The organism is Kitasatospora sp. NPDC036755 (genome assembly GCF_040636595.1).
Lineage (GTDB): Bacteria > Actinomycetota > Actinomycetes > Streptomycetales > Streptomycetaceae > Kitasatospora.
In genome coordinates, this window is the sequence record NZ_JBEZUT010000245.1 from 1 (window position 1) to 13,411 (window position 13,411).

The following is a 13,411-nucleotide window of genomic DNA, read 5'->3' on the forward strand; positions in this document are numbered from 1 at the left end:
GCCGCTCACGGCGGCGGGCAGCCGGTCGCCGGGGCCGACGGCAGGCCGCGGGGGCCCGTCAGGCCAGGGGGTGGGTCGGGACCGGGCTGACCTCCTGGATCTCGCCGTGGGCCTTGGTGAGCAGCTGCGAGGCGAGCTCGTTGAGCGCCCGCGCGCCCGCGATCTCCTCGCCGACCCTCAGCTGTTCCGGGTCCGAGGGGTGACGGCTGCTGTAGCCGTGGGCGCGCAGTTCACTCCCGTCGCCGAGCCTCAGCAGCGCGGCGGCGCTGGTCCGCGCCCCCTCTTCGCGGAACTCCATCTCGATGTGCCAACCGACCAGAGTCTGCATGGCGGATCACCTCCATCGGTTACCCCTCCAGAGTGCGCCGCACCCACCGTGAACACCAGGCCGGCCGGGCCGGGCACGACCCCGAGGGCAAGTTGAACGCGTTCAACACGGCCGCGTAGAGTCGGCGGCGAAAGCATTTGAACGCGTTCAAGGGGGGTGTGCCCACCATGGGGAAGGGCACCACGGAACTGGTCGACCTACTGATCCTGCTCGGCATGGGCGCCGTCGTCCCGCTCGGCCTCGCCCTGGTCGGCGAACCCGGCCTGGCCCGGGTCCGCCGGCTCTGGCCGCTCGCCGCGGTACCCGGCGCGCTCTCGCTCTGGCTGCCGCGCGGCGGCCTCGCCACCGGCTGCGCGGCGCTCTACGCGCTCGGCACCCTGGCCGTCGCCCTGCGCGCACCGCTGCGACTGGCCCGCACCCGCTCCCTCGCCCCCGCCGAGGTCGCGGTGCTCACCGCACTCGCCGCGCCCTCGGTGGCCGGCACCGCACTCGTCGCCGAGCGCTCCGGCTACCCGCTGTTCGGCTTCGAACCGCACATCCTGGCCCTCACCGTCCCGCACTTCCACTACGCCGGGTTCACCGCCGCCCTGGTCGCCGGACTGGTCTGCCGCGCCGCCCGCCCGGGCTCGGCCGCGGCCCGCTGCGCCGCGCTCAGCGTCCCGGCGGGCACCCTGCTCGTCCTGGCCGGGTACTTCCTCGGCGACTGGTGGCAGTTCGCCGGAGCCGCCGTCCTCACCACCGGCATGTGGCTGGTCGGCCTGGTCACCTGGCGCGAACTGCGCCCCCGCGGCACCGACCCCGCCACCGCCCGGCTGCTCGCCGTCTCCTCGGCCGTCCTCGCGCTCACCATGCTGCTCGCCCTGTGGTGGGCGCTCGGCCGGGCCGCCGGACTCCCCCACCCCACCCTGGCCTGGATGGCCGCCACCCACGGCGTCGGCAACGCGCTCGGCTTCGCGCTCTGCGCCCTGCTCGCCTGGCGCCGGATCGCCGCGGACCGAACCGGCCCGGGAAGGACCGCCCGATGAACGACTACAGCTACCCCGAGCAGGGCGCCAGCCGCACCGGCGAACTGCCCGCCGGCTACAACCACCTGCGGCACAGCGCGCTCATCGGCCACGGCCGCCCCGCACTGGAGGCCGCCGGCGCCGCCCTGCTCGACTGGCGGATGCACCGGCTCGCCGGCGTCCGGATCGACGCCACGGCCGACCGGGCCGCCCCCGGTGTCGCTGTGCGCTGCGCCATCGGCCTCGGCCCGCTGCGGGCCGGCGCCCCCAACCGGGTCCTGGCCGCGGTCGACGGCCCGGACCGGTACGGCTTCACCTACGGCACCAGGGCCGGGCACCTCGCCCGGGGCGAGGAGACCTTCCTGGTCGAACTCGCCCCGGACGGCGCGGTCCGGTTCTCCGTCACCGCCTTCAGTCGCCCCGTCGCCTGGTACGCCCGCCTCGCGGGCCCCCTGCTGCCCCTCGCCCAACGCGCCTTCGCCCGCCACTGCGGACGCGTCCTGACCCGGATCGCGGCACAGGCCGGCCGACTGACCGACGCCCGCCCGTGACGCACCCGGTCCACCGGGACCCTCAGCCGTGGTGCGCCGGGACCACGACCAGGAGGGCGCCGCCGCTCTGCACCCTGACCTCGAAGTGGTCGATGTCGCCCGGCCGGAACGCCGTGCCGCCGGTGGTGCGCACCGTGCCGTCCGCACGTCCGTAGCCGCCCGCCGGGACGGACCAGGTGGTGACGGTCTGCTGCTCGCCGGTGCGCGAGACGGCGACCAGACTGCAGGTCAACGGGCCGTGGACACCGGAGAGTTGCAGGCCGACCCGGGTGCCCCAGGTGGTGCCGTCCAGGCCGACGGTGGCGTGCGCGCCGGTGCTCGGGTCGGTGGCGCTGAACTGCTCGGCCGCCGCGACCACGGCGGGCGCGTGGTCGGCGGTGAGCACCGCGGCGGTGACGGCGGGGCCGGCCGCCACCATCGCGGTCGCGGCCAGGGCCAGCACCAGCCGCCGGACCCGGCCCCGCCGCCGGGTGGTGGCGACCTCGGCGACCAGCCGGTCCAGCAGCCGCGGATCCGGCTGCGGGGCGGGACCGGCCGGGTCCGTTCCGGCCGCCCGCGCGGTGGCCGCGTACTCGGCCAACAGCGGCTCCACGGGGCCCAGTTCGGCCACCTGCTCGGCGCACTGCGGGCAGTCGGCGAGGTGCCGCTCGAAGGCGGCGCGCTCGGCGGGCTCCAGCAGGCCGAGGACGTACGCGCCGACGTCGGTGTGCGCCGGGCCGGTGGAGGCGTCGCGGGGCAGGCCGGGGGGCCGGTCGGGGTCGGGCATCCGGTCGGGGTCTGGCGTCCAGTCGGGGTCGGGCATCCGGTCGGGGTCGGGGTGCCTGGTCACGATGTCACTCCCCGTTCCTCCAGTGCGATCCTGAGCGCGCGCAGCGCGTAGAACACCCGCGAGCGGACCGTCCCGGCCGGGATGCCGAGGACGGCGGCCGCCTCCTTGGCCGTACGGCCCTTCAGGTAGGTCTCGACGATGATCTCCCGGTGCGTGGGCGAGAGGTCGCCGAGCGCGTCCGCGACCGTCATCATCCGCAGCGCCCGGTCGGTCTCGTCCTCGGCGGGCAGCTGCTCCAGCGCCGAGGCGTCCACCTCCCGGGGCCGGGCCAGGGCGCCGCGGTGGCCGTCGATCACGATCCGCCGGGCGACCGTGACCAGCCAGGGCCGCAGCGAGCCGGCCTCCGGGTCGAGCCGGTGGATGTTGCGCCAGGCCCGGACCAGCGTCTCCTGCACGACGTCCTCGGCCCGCTGCCGGTCCCCGGCGACCAGGTGGAGCACGAACCCGAACAGCGGGCCGGCGTGCTCCCGGTACAGGGCGCGCATCAGTTCCTCGTCCGCCGCCCCCGTGTCGCGGCCGCCGGCACGACCACCGGCGCGGCCGACGGGGTGCTCCTCGGTCACCACTTCATCGTCGCGCACCCGGGCCTCCCGGTCGAGGACGGTCGGAACCGGTCAGTAGCCCGGGGTGCCGGGCATCGGGGTGCCGGGCATCGGGGTGGAGCCGGCCGCGACGCCGGCCTTGCCGCCGGTCGGGGTCAGCGCGAACCAGGTGCCGCCGACGCCCTGGCCCTTGGTGTCGCCGGGCTTGGCGTCCGGCGAGTAGCGGTAGGCCGGCCAGCCGTTCAGGGTGACCTGCTTGGTGCCGTCGTCGCGGGTGACGGTGCCGACCAGCTTGCTGTCGATGCCCTTCACCGTGACGTTGCCGTCGGCGTGCTCGGGCGGCCAGACGGTGGCGCAGCCGCCGTTGCAGTAGGACTCGGGCGGACTGTTCCGGTCCTGGTCGAAGCGGTACAGCGTGAACCCGGCGCCGTCGGTGACGATGGTGCCCAGCTTGGGGTCCTGGGCGGTCTGCATGGTGACGCCCGCCGGGGCGCTCGGACCGCTCGACGGGTGCGACGAGCCGCCCGACGCGCCGCAGCCGGCGATCAGGGCGGCCGCCGCGACGCCGGACGCGGTCAGCGCGACGGTCCGGCGGGTGCGGTGTGTGCGGCGGGTGCGGTGTGTGCTGCGCATGGGGTGCCTCCCGCGGGGGAAGGGGTCGGGACGGACCGGACACCCCGCAGTACGTGCGGGGACCGCCTGCTGCTCAACCGGGGCACCGGGAGGAACCGGGACCACCTCGGGAAACGCCCCGGGAACCACCTCGGAATACCCCGCCGACCGGGACCGTTGTGGCGGGCACATGGCCTGAACCGCCACCTCCGGAAGGGAAGGAATCACGAGATGAGCAGCACGGTCGAGCTGACCAAGGAGAACTTCGACGACATCGTCCCGGGCCCGGAGGGCAAGGACTTCGTCTTCATCGACTTCTGGGCCGGGTGGTGCGGGCCGTGCCGCCAGTTCGCCCCGGTGTACGAGAAGGCGGCCGAGCGCCACCCGGACCTGGTCTTCACCAAGGTGGACACGGAGGCCCAGCAGGAGCTGGCCGCCGCGTTCGACATCCGGTCGATCCCCACACTGGCGATCATCCGCGAGGGCGTGGTCGTCTTCTCGCAGCCCGGAGCGCTGCCGGAGGCGGTGTTCGAGGACCTGATCGGCCAGGCCCGCAACCTGGACATGACCGAGGTGAAGCGCAAGGTCGCCGAGGAGAAGGCGGCCGGCGGCCAGGCCTGATCCCGGCCCGGTACCGGCGCCCGAGGGCCCGGGGAGCACCGTCTCCCCGGGCCCTCGCCGTGCCCGCGGCCCGCCACCTGCCGCCTCCGGGCGCACCCCCGGGCCCGGCACCGCGCCCGCCTCCGGCACCCGCTGCGCCCGCCGTCACTCCGGTTCGGCGCCCCAGGCGGCGAGCCTGGCCGCGAACGCCCGCACCTCGGCGCGCAGGGCGGCGGGCTCCCGGACGGTGAACGGCCACCCGAGACCGGCCAGCAGCACCGCGACGCCGTCGAGGTTCTGCGCCCGGGCCCGCAGCAGCACCCGGTCCCCGGCGAGGGCGGTGAGCGTCCCGGCGGCGGGCGGCAGCCGGCGGCGGGCCTCGGCGAGCGTGGTCTCCAGCTCCACCTCCACCCGGTGCCGCCAGGGCGCCCCGGCCAGGGACTCCACCACCCGCTGGACCGGATCGAAGTCCTCCGGCGGCTCGAAGCCCACCTGGCCCTGCTCGACCCGGGTGATCCGGTCCAGCCGGAAGGTGCGCGACTCGCCGCTGCGGTGGTCGAGCCCGGTGGTGTACCAGCGTCCGGAGTGGAAGACCAGCCCGTACGGGTCGAACTCGCGCTCGCTGGGCCGGTCCTCGCGGTCCCGGTAGGCGAGCCGCACCCGGCGCCGCCGGCGGGCGGCCTCGGCCAGGGTGAACAGCGCGGCGGCGGCCGGGCCGGGGCCGGCGGCGGGGACGGCGGTGAGGCCGAGGGTCTGCTCGACGGCGGAGACCCGGTCCCGCAGCGGCGGCGGCAGCACCCGCTGGATCTTGGCGAGGGCGGTCTCGGTCGCCCCCTCCCCCACCGACAGGCCGGAGCTGCGACCGGCCAGCAGGCCGAGCACGACGGAGGCCGCCTCGTCCGGGTTGAGCATCAGCGGCGGCAGCCGGTAACCGGGGCGCAGCCGGTAGCCCCCGTAACGGCCGCGGTCGGCCTGGACGGGGATGCCGAGGTCGGCCAGCCGGGCGACGTAGCGGCGGACGGTGCGCTCGTCCACGTCGAGCCGGGCGGCCAGTTCGGCGCCGGTCAGGCCGGGGCGGTCCTGGAGCAGTTCCAGCAGGGCGAGGACGCGGCTGACCGGGTGTTCCACCGCGCGCTCCTTTCCGTCTCCACGCCGCCCTTCGGGATGCCCGGCGGCGGGGCGGAGGAAATCCGGGCGACTTCTGTCCTGATCCGATCCTAGAGTCGGCGGTGGAGGAGGCCCCACCGCGGCGGAGCCCCCCGCGGGCCGGTCGAGGCCTCCGCGGCCCGGTGTGCCTCCCCCGCCATCCCCCGACGAATGGAGTGATCCGCCATGAGCACGTTCGTACTGGTCCCCGGGTTCTGGATCGGCGCCTGGGCCTGGGACGAGGTGGCCGCGCCGCTGCGCGAGGCCGGGCACCGCGTGTACGCCGTCAGCCTGCCCGGAGTGGCCGAACGAGCCTCCGAGGAGGGCGAGTTCGGCCTGGAGGAGCACATCGCCGACCTCACGGACCTGCTGGTCCGGGAGGACCTGTCGGACGTCGTCCTGGTCGCGCACAGCGGCGCCACCGCCCCGGTGGGCGGGCTCGCGGACCGGATGCCGGAGCGGATCCGCCGGGTGGTCTACCTGGACAGCGGTCCGCTCGCCGACGGCATCGCGGTCCGCGACCTCTGGCAGCCCGGCTACCGGGAGACCGCCGAGGCCTCGGTGGTCGACGGCCGGCTCCCCCTACCGTCCTGGGAGTACCTGGCCGAGCAGGGCACCAGCACGGCGGGCCTGGACGAGGCCGCCCTGGCACGCGTCCGCGCCCGGGCCACCCCGCATCCGGCCGGGGCCTTCCGGGACCCGCTGCGGCTGACCGGCGCCGGGGCCGCGCTGCCGCAGGCGCTGGTCTCCTGCTCCTTCCCGCTCGCCCAGGTGCGCGAGCTGATCGCCGCCGGTCACCCGTACTTCGCCGGGATGTCCGGGCCGAACTGGGAGCTGCGCGAGCTGCCCACCGGGCACTGGCCGATGTTCTCCCGCCCGGCCGACACGGCGGCGCTGCTGGCGGAGCTCGCCGCGCTCTGAGCCGCCCGGGCACTGCGCGGGCACCGGGCGGGCCCGGTCGGCCCGCCGGCTCCATGCCCTCGGCTCCATGCCCTCGGCTCCAGCCGGGCCCTGTCCCGACAGTGCCCGGCCGTTCGCCCGACGACGCCCTCCGCGTGTCCGTCCGTCGCGCAACCGCGCGCGGACGGGCAGGATGGGGCCCACGCCGTACCCGAGCGACGAGCGAGGACCCGTGCCCGAGCAGCCCAGCCGTACCGAACCGCCGGACACCGTGCCGGAGTTCCGGCCGGGCCACGGTCCGGGGCCGTCCGGCCCCCGCGCCCCGCTCACCCCGCTCGCCCCGCAGGCGCGCGGCGAGCACGCGAAGTGGCCGCGACGGGTGGTCCGGGCCAGGCTCGGGTACGGAGCCGGAGGCGGCCGCAGCACGCTCCCCCGCGAGGCCGCCCCGACCGGCGACCGGAACCGGGCCCGGCACGCCCGGCCGCTCCAGCCGCTCCGCATCCGCATCCGCGAGCACACGCCCGCCACCCCCGCCCGGCGGGCCGGGGCGGCCATCGAGACCACGGAGGACAGGGCATGACCAGCACCGCCGAGGAGTACGACGTCATCGTCCTGGGAGCCGGTCCGACCGGCGAGAACGTGGCCGACCGGACGGTCGCCGCCGGGCTGCGCACCGTGATCGTGGAGGCCGAGCTGGTCGGCGGCGAGTGCTCGTACTGGGCCTGCATGCCCAGCAAGGCGCTGCTGCGGCCGGTGGCCGCGCTGGCCGACGCCCGCGCGGTGGCGGGCTCCCGGGAGGCGGTCGGCGACCGGCGACTGGACCCGGCCGCGGTGCTGGCCCGGCGCGACTCCTTCGCCTCCGACTGGAAGGACGACGGCCAGGTGCAGTGGCTGCGGGACACCGGCATCGAGCTGGTGCGCGGCCACGGCCGACTGGCCGGGGTGCGGACGGTGACGGTGGAGGCCGAGGACGGCAGCGAGCGGGTGCTCACCGCCCGGCACGCCGTCGTCGTGTGCACCGGCAGCCGCCCCGTCCTGCCCGCGCACGTACCCGGGCTCACCGACGCCCACCCGTGGACCAACCGGGAGGCGACCGCCTCGAAGACCGTCCCCGGGCGGCTGGCGGTGGTCGGCGGCGGGGTGGTCGGGGTGGAGATGGCGGCCGCCTGGCGGGCGCTCGGCTCCGAGGTTGTGCTGCTGGTACGCGGGGACGCGCTGCTGCCGCGGATGGAGCCGTTCGCGGGCGAGCTGGTCGCGGAGGGCCTGCGGGCCGCCGGGGTGGACCTGCGCTTCGGCACCGAGGTCACCGCGCTGGAGCGGGCGGACGGCTCCGGACCGGTGACCCTCACCCTCGCGGCCCGGGGCGACCAGGACGGCGACGGGACGCTGACCGTCGACGAGGTGCTGTACGCGACCGGCCGGGCCCCGCGCACCGCCGACGTCGGACTGGAGCAGGTCGGCCTGAAGCCGGGCGACTGGATGGACGTGGACGACAGCTGCACGGTGCTCGGCGTGGACGGCGAGTGGCTCTACGCCGCCGGGGACGTCAACCACCGGGCGCTGCTCACCCACCAGGGCAAGTACCAGGCCCGGATCACCGGTGCGGCGATCGCCGCCCGCGCCCAGGGGCGCCCGCTGGACACCGCGCGCTGGGGCGCGCACGCCGCGTCCGCGGACCTCGCGGGAGCGCCCCAGGTGGTGTTCACCCAGCCCGAGGTGGCCGCCGTCGGCCTGACCCGGGCGGCCGCCGAGGCGGCCGGGCTGCGGGTGAAGACCGTCGACCACGAGATCGGCTCCGTCGCCGGGGCCTCGCTCTACGGCGACGACTACCGCGGCCGGGCCCGGGTCGTCTTCGACCTGGACCGCGAAGTGCTCGTCGGCGCCTGCCTGGTCGGCCCCGGGGTGGCCGAGCTGCTGCACTCGGCGACCGTCGCGGTGGTCGGCGAGGTGCCGATCGACCGGCTCTGGCACGCGGTGCCCTCGTACCCGACGATCAGCGAGGTCTGGCTGCGGCTGCTGGAGGACTGCCGGGGGTAGCCCCGGGCGGTCACCCGGGCAACCGGCGGGAGCGGCGAAGCCGCCCGTCGGCTGCCCGGGTGACCGGCGCGGCGAGATGTGACCACCGGTGGACGGCGGGACACTGGCAGTCGGGGGCCGTCCCGGGGGGCCGTGCTCGTGATCAGGTGGTGTGAGGCATGACCGAGGTGCTGTTGGCCGTCGGAACCGAGAAGGGCCTCTTTCTCGGCCGCAGCCGCGACCGGCTGGCGTGGGAGTTCAGCGGGCCGCACTTCCCGATGAACGCGATCTACTCCGTCTCCGTCGACCGCCGCGACGGCCGGACCAGAGTGCTGGCCGGCGCCGACAGCAGCCACTGGGGGCCCTCGGTCTGGCGCTCCGACGACCTGGGCGAGAGCTGGTTCGAACCGCCGCGGCCGGCCATCCGCTTCCCCGAGTCCACCGGCGCCTCGCTCACCCGGGTCTGGCAGCTCCAGCCCGCCGGACCGGAGGCCCCCGGCGTCGTCTACGCGGGCACCGAGCCGGCCGCGCTGTTCCGCTCCACCGACGGCGGCGAGACCTTCGCGCTGGTCGAGCCGCTCTGGAACCACCCGCAGCGGCCGCAGTGGGGCTCCGGCTACGGCGGCCAGGGCCTGCACACCATCCTGACCGACCCGCGCGACCCGCAGCGGCTGCTGGTCGCCGTCTCCAGCGGCGGCGTCTACCGCAGCAAGGACGGCGGCGACAGCTGGCAGCCCTCCAACACCGGCCTGCGCGCCGAGTTCTTCCCGGAGGAACGCCAGTACCCCGAGTTCGGCCAGTGCGTGCACAAGATCGCGCCGGACCCCGTCCACCCGGACCGGCTCTACCTCCAGAACCACGGCGGCGTCTACCGCAGCGACGACTGGGGCGGCAGCTGGCGCTCGATCGTGGACGGGCTGCCCGCCGAGTTCGGCTTCGCCGTGGCCGCCCACCCGCGCCGGGCCGACACCGCCTACCTCTTCCCGCTCGGCGGCGCCGACGACCGCATCCCGCCCGGGCGCCGCTGCCGGGTCTTCCGCACCACCGACGGCGGCACCAGCTGGCAGCAGCTCGCCCAGGGCCTGCCGGGCGAGGACCACTACGGCATCGTGCTGCGGGACGCCCTGCGCACCGACGACGCCGACCCGGCCGGGATCTACTTCGGCAACCGGACCGGCGACGTGTACGGCAGCCGGGACGAGGGCGAGAGCTGGTCACTGCTGGTCTCCCACCTGCCGGACGTGCTCTGCCTCCGGGCCGCGGTGGTGGCCTGAGGCGGGAAGGCCGGGCACGGGGTGCCGGGCGCGGGGCGCGGGGTGCGGGGCGCAGCGCACCGGGCGCCCTGGTGGCCGGAAATAACCGGTTGCCGGAGGGCAGGGCCTCGGTGAGCATGGGCCGCCGACGAACGATCACAGGATTGTGGGGTGGGCCATGGCCGAGGACTGGGTGGTCAGGCAGGACGCCGACGGCAAGCCGGTACTGCGCTACCTGCTGGACGAACGGGAGGGGCGCCCCTGGGCCGACCTGCTGGAGGTCCTGGACGAGTCGGCGGACGCCGCCGGCTTCATCCGGGCCGAGCTGCCCGGCTGGGTGGTCTCCGGTCCGCCCGGGCTCGGGCAGCAGCTGGTGGCGGACGGTGCGCGGGTGCTGCGGCACGCCCACACCTTCCGCCGTGACCTGCGCGCCGATCCCCCGCCCGCCGACTGGGCGGCCACGCCGCTGCGCGAGGGCCTGCGGGCGGTGCCCTGCGACCGCGCGCCCGAGGAGCTGTACGAGGCCTGGCGGGCCGCCTTCCCCGTCGAGCACGTCGACCACTACCCCGGCGAGGACGCCCAAGTGCTGGCCGAGCGCCTCCTCCCGCTGCTCGCCGGCGAGGTCATCGGCCCGGTGCTGCCGTCCAGCCTGCTCGCGGTGGACACCGAGGACCGGGTGGTCGCCGGGCTGGTCCTCACCGACCGCGACGGCCGCCCCTGGATCGCCGACGTCTTCCGCCACCCGGAGCGCGGGTACCGCGGCCTCGGCGCCGACCTGCTGCGCCGCGCCGTCGGCGACGCCGCCGCCCGCGGGCTCGCCGACATGACCCTGGTGGTCTCCGAGGGCAACCCGGCCCGCCGCCTCTACGAGTCACTGAGCTTCCTGCACCAGGAGACCTCCCTGACGGTGGTCGTGCCCGACGCCGAGTAGGTCCGAGCCCGGACCTCGCCCGCGCCCGCACCCCTGAGCCCGGCCGCGACCCGCCGGCTCAGGGCCGGGCGAGTTCCAGGACGGCTATCCCGCCCAGCACGGTGAACGCCGCCGTCAGCCGCAGCCTGCCGAGGCGCTCGCGGAACACCACCGCGGCGATCAGTGCGGCGATCACGATGCTGGTCTCGCGCAGCGCCGCGATCGTCGCGAGGTCTCCCCGGGCCTGGGCCCAGACCACCAGCCCGTACGCCGTCAGCGAGAGCACACCGCCGACGATGCCCAGCGGCACCGCACGGCCCGCCCCGGCGAGCAGGCCGGGGCCGCGCCGAACCCTGACGATCAGCGCCAGCACCGGCCCCTGCAGCAGGAACAGCCAGGCCACGTAGCCGCCGACCGTCCCGGACTCCCGCACGCCGCTGCCGTCCAGCACCGTGTACACCGCGATCATCACGCCCGTTCCGGCGGCGGCCCCGAGGGCGGGCAGTTGCGCCCGCCCGGGTATCCCCCGGGCGAAGGCCAGGCCGAACAGCCCGCAGGAGATCACCAGCACGCCCAGCAGCTCGCCCGGGCCCAGCCGCTGGCCGAGCAGGGTGGCCGACAGGAGTGCGACCAGCAGCGGCGCGCTGCCCCGCGCGATCGGGTACATCTGGCCGAAGTCCCCCAGCTGGTAGGCCCGCAGCAGCAGCACCGTGGACGTCACCTGGACCGCGACCGAGGCCAGCAGGTACGGCCAGGCGCCGGCCGCCGGCAGCGGGTTGAGCGCCACCAGGACGAGCGCGCAGGCCGTGTACGTCAGGTTGATCAGCGTGAAGCCGACCAGCTTGTCCGGGATCCGGTGCGCCAGCCCGTTCCAGACGGCGTGCAGCACGGCCGCCGTGAGCACGGCCACGGGCACCGCCGGGACGCCTCCGACCATCACGGACCTCCCCTCGAACGGCCCGCCCGGAATCGGCGGGCCTGGAACCGGATTCCACGATACCCTGAATCTATGGAAGAGCGTTCCGAATATTTCACGCCCCTGGAATCCCGGCTGGCCGCGCAGATCCGGGCCCGGCTCGGCGAGCTGCGCGGCACCGAGGCCCGCGTCGCCCAGGTGGTGCTCGACCGGGGCGCCGACCTGGTGCACCTGAGCGTCAGCGACGTCGCCACGCTGGCCGGCACCGCCCCCTCCTCGGTGGTCCGGGCCTGTCAGCGGCTGGGCTTCCGCGGCTACCAGGAGCTGAAGATCGCCGCCGCCCGGCAGGCCCCCGCCGCCGCGCCCGCCCCCGCCGGCGACGAGGACGACCCGGCGGCCCGGGCGCTCGCCGAGACGCTGCGCGCCGCCCGGGCCGCCCTGGACGGCCTCACCGCCACCCTCTCCGCGGCCGATCTGCGGGCGGCCGCGGCGGCGCTGGACGACGCGAGCCGGGTGGTGCTGCTCGGCGCCGGCCTGTCCGGCGCGGTGGTCCTCGACCTCGCGTACCGGCTGCGGGCGCTCGGCCTGCTGGTGGACGCCCCGGCCGACCCGATCACCGCCCAGCTGGCCGCCGCCGGGCTGGGCCCGGGCACGGCCTGCCTGGCCGTCAGCCACACCGGAGCCACCCGCAGCGTGGTGGACGCCGCCCGCCTGGCCCGCGAGGCCGGCGCCGAGGTGCTGGCGCTCACCAGCTACGCCCGCTCGCCGCTGACCGAGACGTCCACCCTGGCCCTGGTCGCCGGCGGGCAGGACCTGGTCTTCGGGCTGGAGACCACCGCCAGCCGGCTCGCCCACCTGGCCGCCGTGGACGCCCTCGCCCAGACCCTGCTCGCCCTGCGCGGGCCCCGCGCCGAGCGCGCCCTCGGCCTGTCGGCGGACGTCACCGCGGACTACGCGTACTGAGGCCCGCTCACTGTTTGTGCCCTCCTTCGACGCGGGCGCCGCGCACCACGACCATGGTCAGGCCGACCGCGACCAGCAGCTCCGCCCAGAAGAACGCCGCGTAGTCCAGCAGCGAGCCGATCGGCGGGTTGCCGGGCGCGGCGTTGCGCATGCCGACCAGGGCGAACAGCGTGGCCGCCATCCAGCCGAGGGCGGGCCAGACGATGCCGCGCCGCTGCCGGACGATCAGCCAGGCCGCGACCAGCACGGACAGCGCCAGCGCCCACATCGCGGCCATCATGAACCAGGCCAGGATGAAGGTGCTGCGGGAGCGGCTGATCCGTTCGGTCACGACGACGCCGAGGCCGTCGTCCTCCTCGTTCGCCCGCCGGAAGACGAAGAAGGGGTCGGCCTCGGTCAGGCCGATCACCACCGGGGCCGGCTGCCCGCCGACGGTGGCCTGGAACCCGACGTACGCGTTGTAGTGGTCGAACGGGTAGTCCGAGACCCGCCCGTCGAGGAGGTTGAAGGTCACCACGCTGGAGCCGATCTGCTGGCCGGCCGGGTACTTGAGCGTGGTCTGTTCCAGCGAGGTGGTCTCCAGCACCACGTCCCCCGCCGGGACCAGCAGGCTCTCCGGCCGCGCCAGCGCGCCGTGCGGCTGGACGAGGATCTTCGCGGTGAGCGTCTGCGAGGCCGCGTCCACCCGCTGGAGCGTCACGTCCACCTCCAGGACGTCCGGCCCGGGCGCGGCGCCGACCACCTGGGCCGAGGGCCGGTACCGCGAGGAGCAGGCCGCGCTGACCGCCCTCGCCGGCGACCTGGTGGCCGGGCTCGGGGTGCTGAACGGCCTCGGCGGCAA

The 13,411-nt window shown here is 76.1% G+C and carries 16 protein-coding genes and 1 pseudogene; 10 read left to right on the top strand and 7 right to left on the bottom strand.

The genetic code is table 11. From position 1 onward, the window contains the following. Positions 1-58: 58 nt before the first annotated feature. Entirely contained in the window at positions 59-328 is a 270-nt protein-coding gene (locus AB0E96_RS29325) for a DUF1876 domain-containing protein (protein WP_359828713.1), read from the bottom strand. Positions 329-495: 167 nt separating this feature from the next. Here AB0E96_RS29325 and AB0E96_RS29330 point away from each other — a divergent pair, with 167 nt between their 5' ends. Continuing rightward, on the top strand, positions 496-1,353 hold the full coding sequence (locus AB0E96_RS29330; RefSeq protein WP_359828715.1) for a YndJ family protein: 858 nt from the start codon (positions 496-498) through the stop codon (positions 1,351-1,353). Continuing rightward, positions 1,350-1,883, top strand: coding sequence for a DUF1990 domain-containing protein (locus AB0E96_RS29335; RefSeq protein ID WP_359828717.1), 534 nt, complete (start codon positions 1,350-1,352; stop codon positions 1,881-1,883). The genes AB0E96_RS29330 and AB0E96_RS29335 overlap by 4 nt, the downstream gene beginning before the upstream one ends. Positions 1,884-1,905: 22 nt before the next feature. Here the strand turns inward: AB0E96_RS29335 and AB0E96_RS29340 are convergent, their stop codons facing one another. Genes AB0E96_RS29340 through AB0E96_RS29350 form a run of 3 tightly spaced genes read right to left on the bottom strand, consistent with a single transcriptional unit; the run spans position 1,906 to position 3,887 of the window. Next, on the bottom strand, positions 1,906-2,712 hold the full coding sequence (locus AB0E96_RS29340) for a zf-HC2 domain-containing protein (protein WP_359828719.1): 807 nt from the start codon (positions 2,710-2,712) through the stop codon (positions 1,906-1,908). Continuing rightward, a complete protein-coding gene (locus AB0E96_RS29345; RefSeq protein WP_359828720.1) occupies positions 2,709-3,293 on the bottom strand; it encodes a sigma-70 family RNA polymerase sigma factor in 585 nt (194 codons plus the stop codon). Before AB0E96_RS29345 ends, AB0E96_RS29340 begins: the two co-directional genes overlap by 4 nt. Before the next feature lie 33 nt (positions 3,294-3,326). Beyond that, positions 3,327-3,887: a hypothetical protein gene (locus tag AB0E96_RS29350; protein ID WP_359828722.1), complete on the bottom strand. Its 561-nt coding sequence runs from the start codon at positions 3,885-3,887 to the stop codon at positions 3,327-3,329. Positions 3,888-4,097: 210 nt separating this feature from the next. Between AB0E96_RS29350 and AB0E96_RS29355 the strand changes: the two genes are divergently transcribed. Continuing rightward, positions 4,098-4,487 carry a thioredoxin domain-containing protein gene (locus tag AB0E96_RS29355; RefSeq protein ID WP_359828724.1) on the top strand — a complete coding sequence of 130 codons (390 nt, stop codon included), beginning with the start codon at positions 4,098-4,100 and terminating at the stop codon, positions 4,485-4,487. Positions 4,488-4,631: 144 nt separating this feature from the next. Here AB0E96_RS29355 and AB0E96_RS29360 read toward each other — a convergent pair whose 3' ends face one another. Then, a complete protein-coding gene (locus AB0E96_RS29360) occupies positions 4,632-5,594 on the bottom strand; it encodes a YafY family protein (protein WP_359828726.1) in 963 nt (320 codons plus the stop codon). A 204-nt stretch (positions 5,595-5,798) separates the two neighbouring features. Here AB0E96_RS29360 and AB0E96_RS29365 point away from each other — a divergent pair, with 204 nt between their 5' ends. From AB0E96_RS29365 to AB0E96_RS29385, 5 genes are all read left to right on the top strand, one after another. After that, positions 5,799-6,533, top strand: coding sequence for an alpha/beta hydrolase (locus AB0E96_RS29365; protein WP_359828728.1), 735 nt, complete (start codon positions 5,799-5,801; stop codon positions 6,531-6,533). A gap of 211 nt (positions 6,534-6,744) precedes the next feature. Beyond that, complete coding sequence (locus tag AB0E96_RS29370) at positions 6,745-7,092, top strand: hypothetical protein (RefSeq protein ID WP_359828729.1); 348 nt, start codon at positions 6,745-6,747, stop codon at positions 7,090-7,092. After that, positions 7,089-8,549 (top strand): NAD(P)/FAD-dependent oxidoreductase, encoded by a 1,461-nt coding sequence (locus AB0E96_RS29375; RefSeq protein ID WP_359828730.1) that lies wholly within the window; start codon positions 7,089-7,091, stop codon positions 8,547-8,549. The genes AB0E96_RS29370 and AB0E96_RS29375 overlap by 4 nt, the downstream gene beginning before the upstream one ends. 158 nt (positions 8,550-8,707) lie before the next feature. Further along, positions 8,708-9,802, top strand: coding sequence for an exo-alpha-sialidase (locus tag AB0E96_RS29380; RefSeq protein WP_359828731.1), 1,095 nt, complete (start codon positions 8,708-8,710; stop codon positions 9,800-9,802). 157 nt (positions 9,803-9,959) lie between these two features. Then, positions 9,960-10,712 carry a GNAT family N-acetyltransferase gene (locus AB0E96_RS29385; RefSeq protein ID WP_359828732.1) on the top strand — a complete coding sequence of 251 codons (753 nt, stop codon included), beginning with the start codon at positions 9,960-9,962 and terminating at the stop codon, positions 10,710-10,712. Between the two features lie 58 nt (positions 10,713-10,770). Here the strand turns inward: AB0E96_RS29385 and AB0E96_RS29390 are convergent, their stop codons facing one another. Then, on the bottom strand, positions 10,771-11,628 hold the full coding sequence (locus AB0E96_RS29390) for a DMT family transporter (RefSeq protein ID WP_359828734.1): 858 nt from the start codon (positions 11,626-11,628) through the stop codon (positions 10,771-10,773). A gap of 72 nt (positions 11,629-11,700) precedes the next feature. Here AB0E96_RS29390 and AB0E96_RS29395 point away from each other — a divergent pair, with 72 nt between their 5' ends. Then, complete coding sequence (locus tag AB0E96_RS29395; protein ID WP_359828735.1) at positions 11,701-12,570, top strand: MurR/RpiR family transcriptional regulator; 870 nt, start codon at positions 11,701-11,703, stop codon at positions 12,568-12,570. 7 nt (positions 12,571-12,577) lie between these two features. On the opposite strand, the gene AB0E96_RS29400 is transcribed toward AB0E96_RS29395, so the two are convergent. Then, complete coding sequence (locus AB0E96_RS29400; RefSeq protein ID WP_359828736.1) at positions 12,578-13,312, bottom strand: DUF4436 family protein; 735 nt, start codon at positions 13,310-13,312, stop codon at positions 12,578-12,580. On the opposite strand from AB0E96_RS29400, the pseudogene AB0E96_RS29405 reads away from it, so the two are divergent. Then, a pseudogene (locus AB0E96_RS29405) lies at positions 13,230-13,411 on the top strand (ABC transporter ATP-binding protein); the annotation flags it as partial. The gene AB0E96_RS29400 and the pseudogene AB0E96_RS29405 overlap by 83 nt on opposite strands.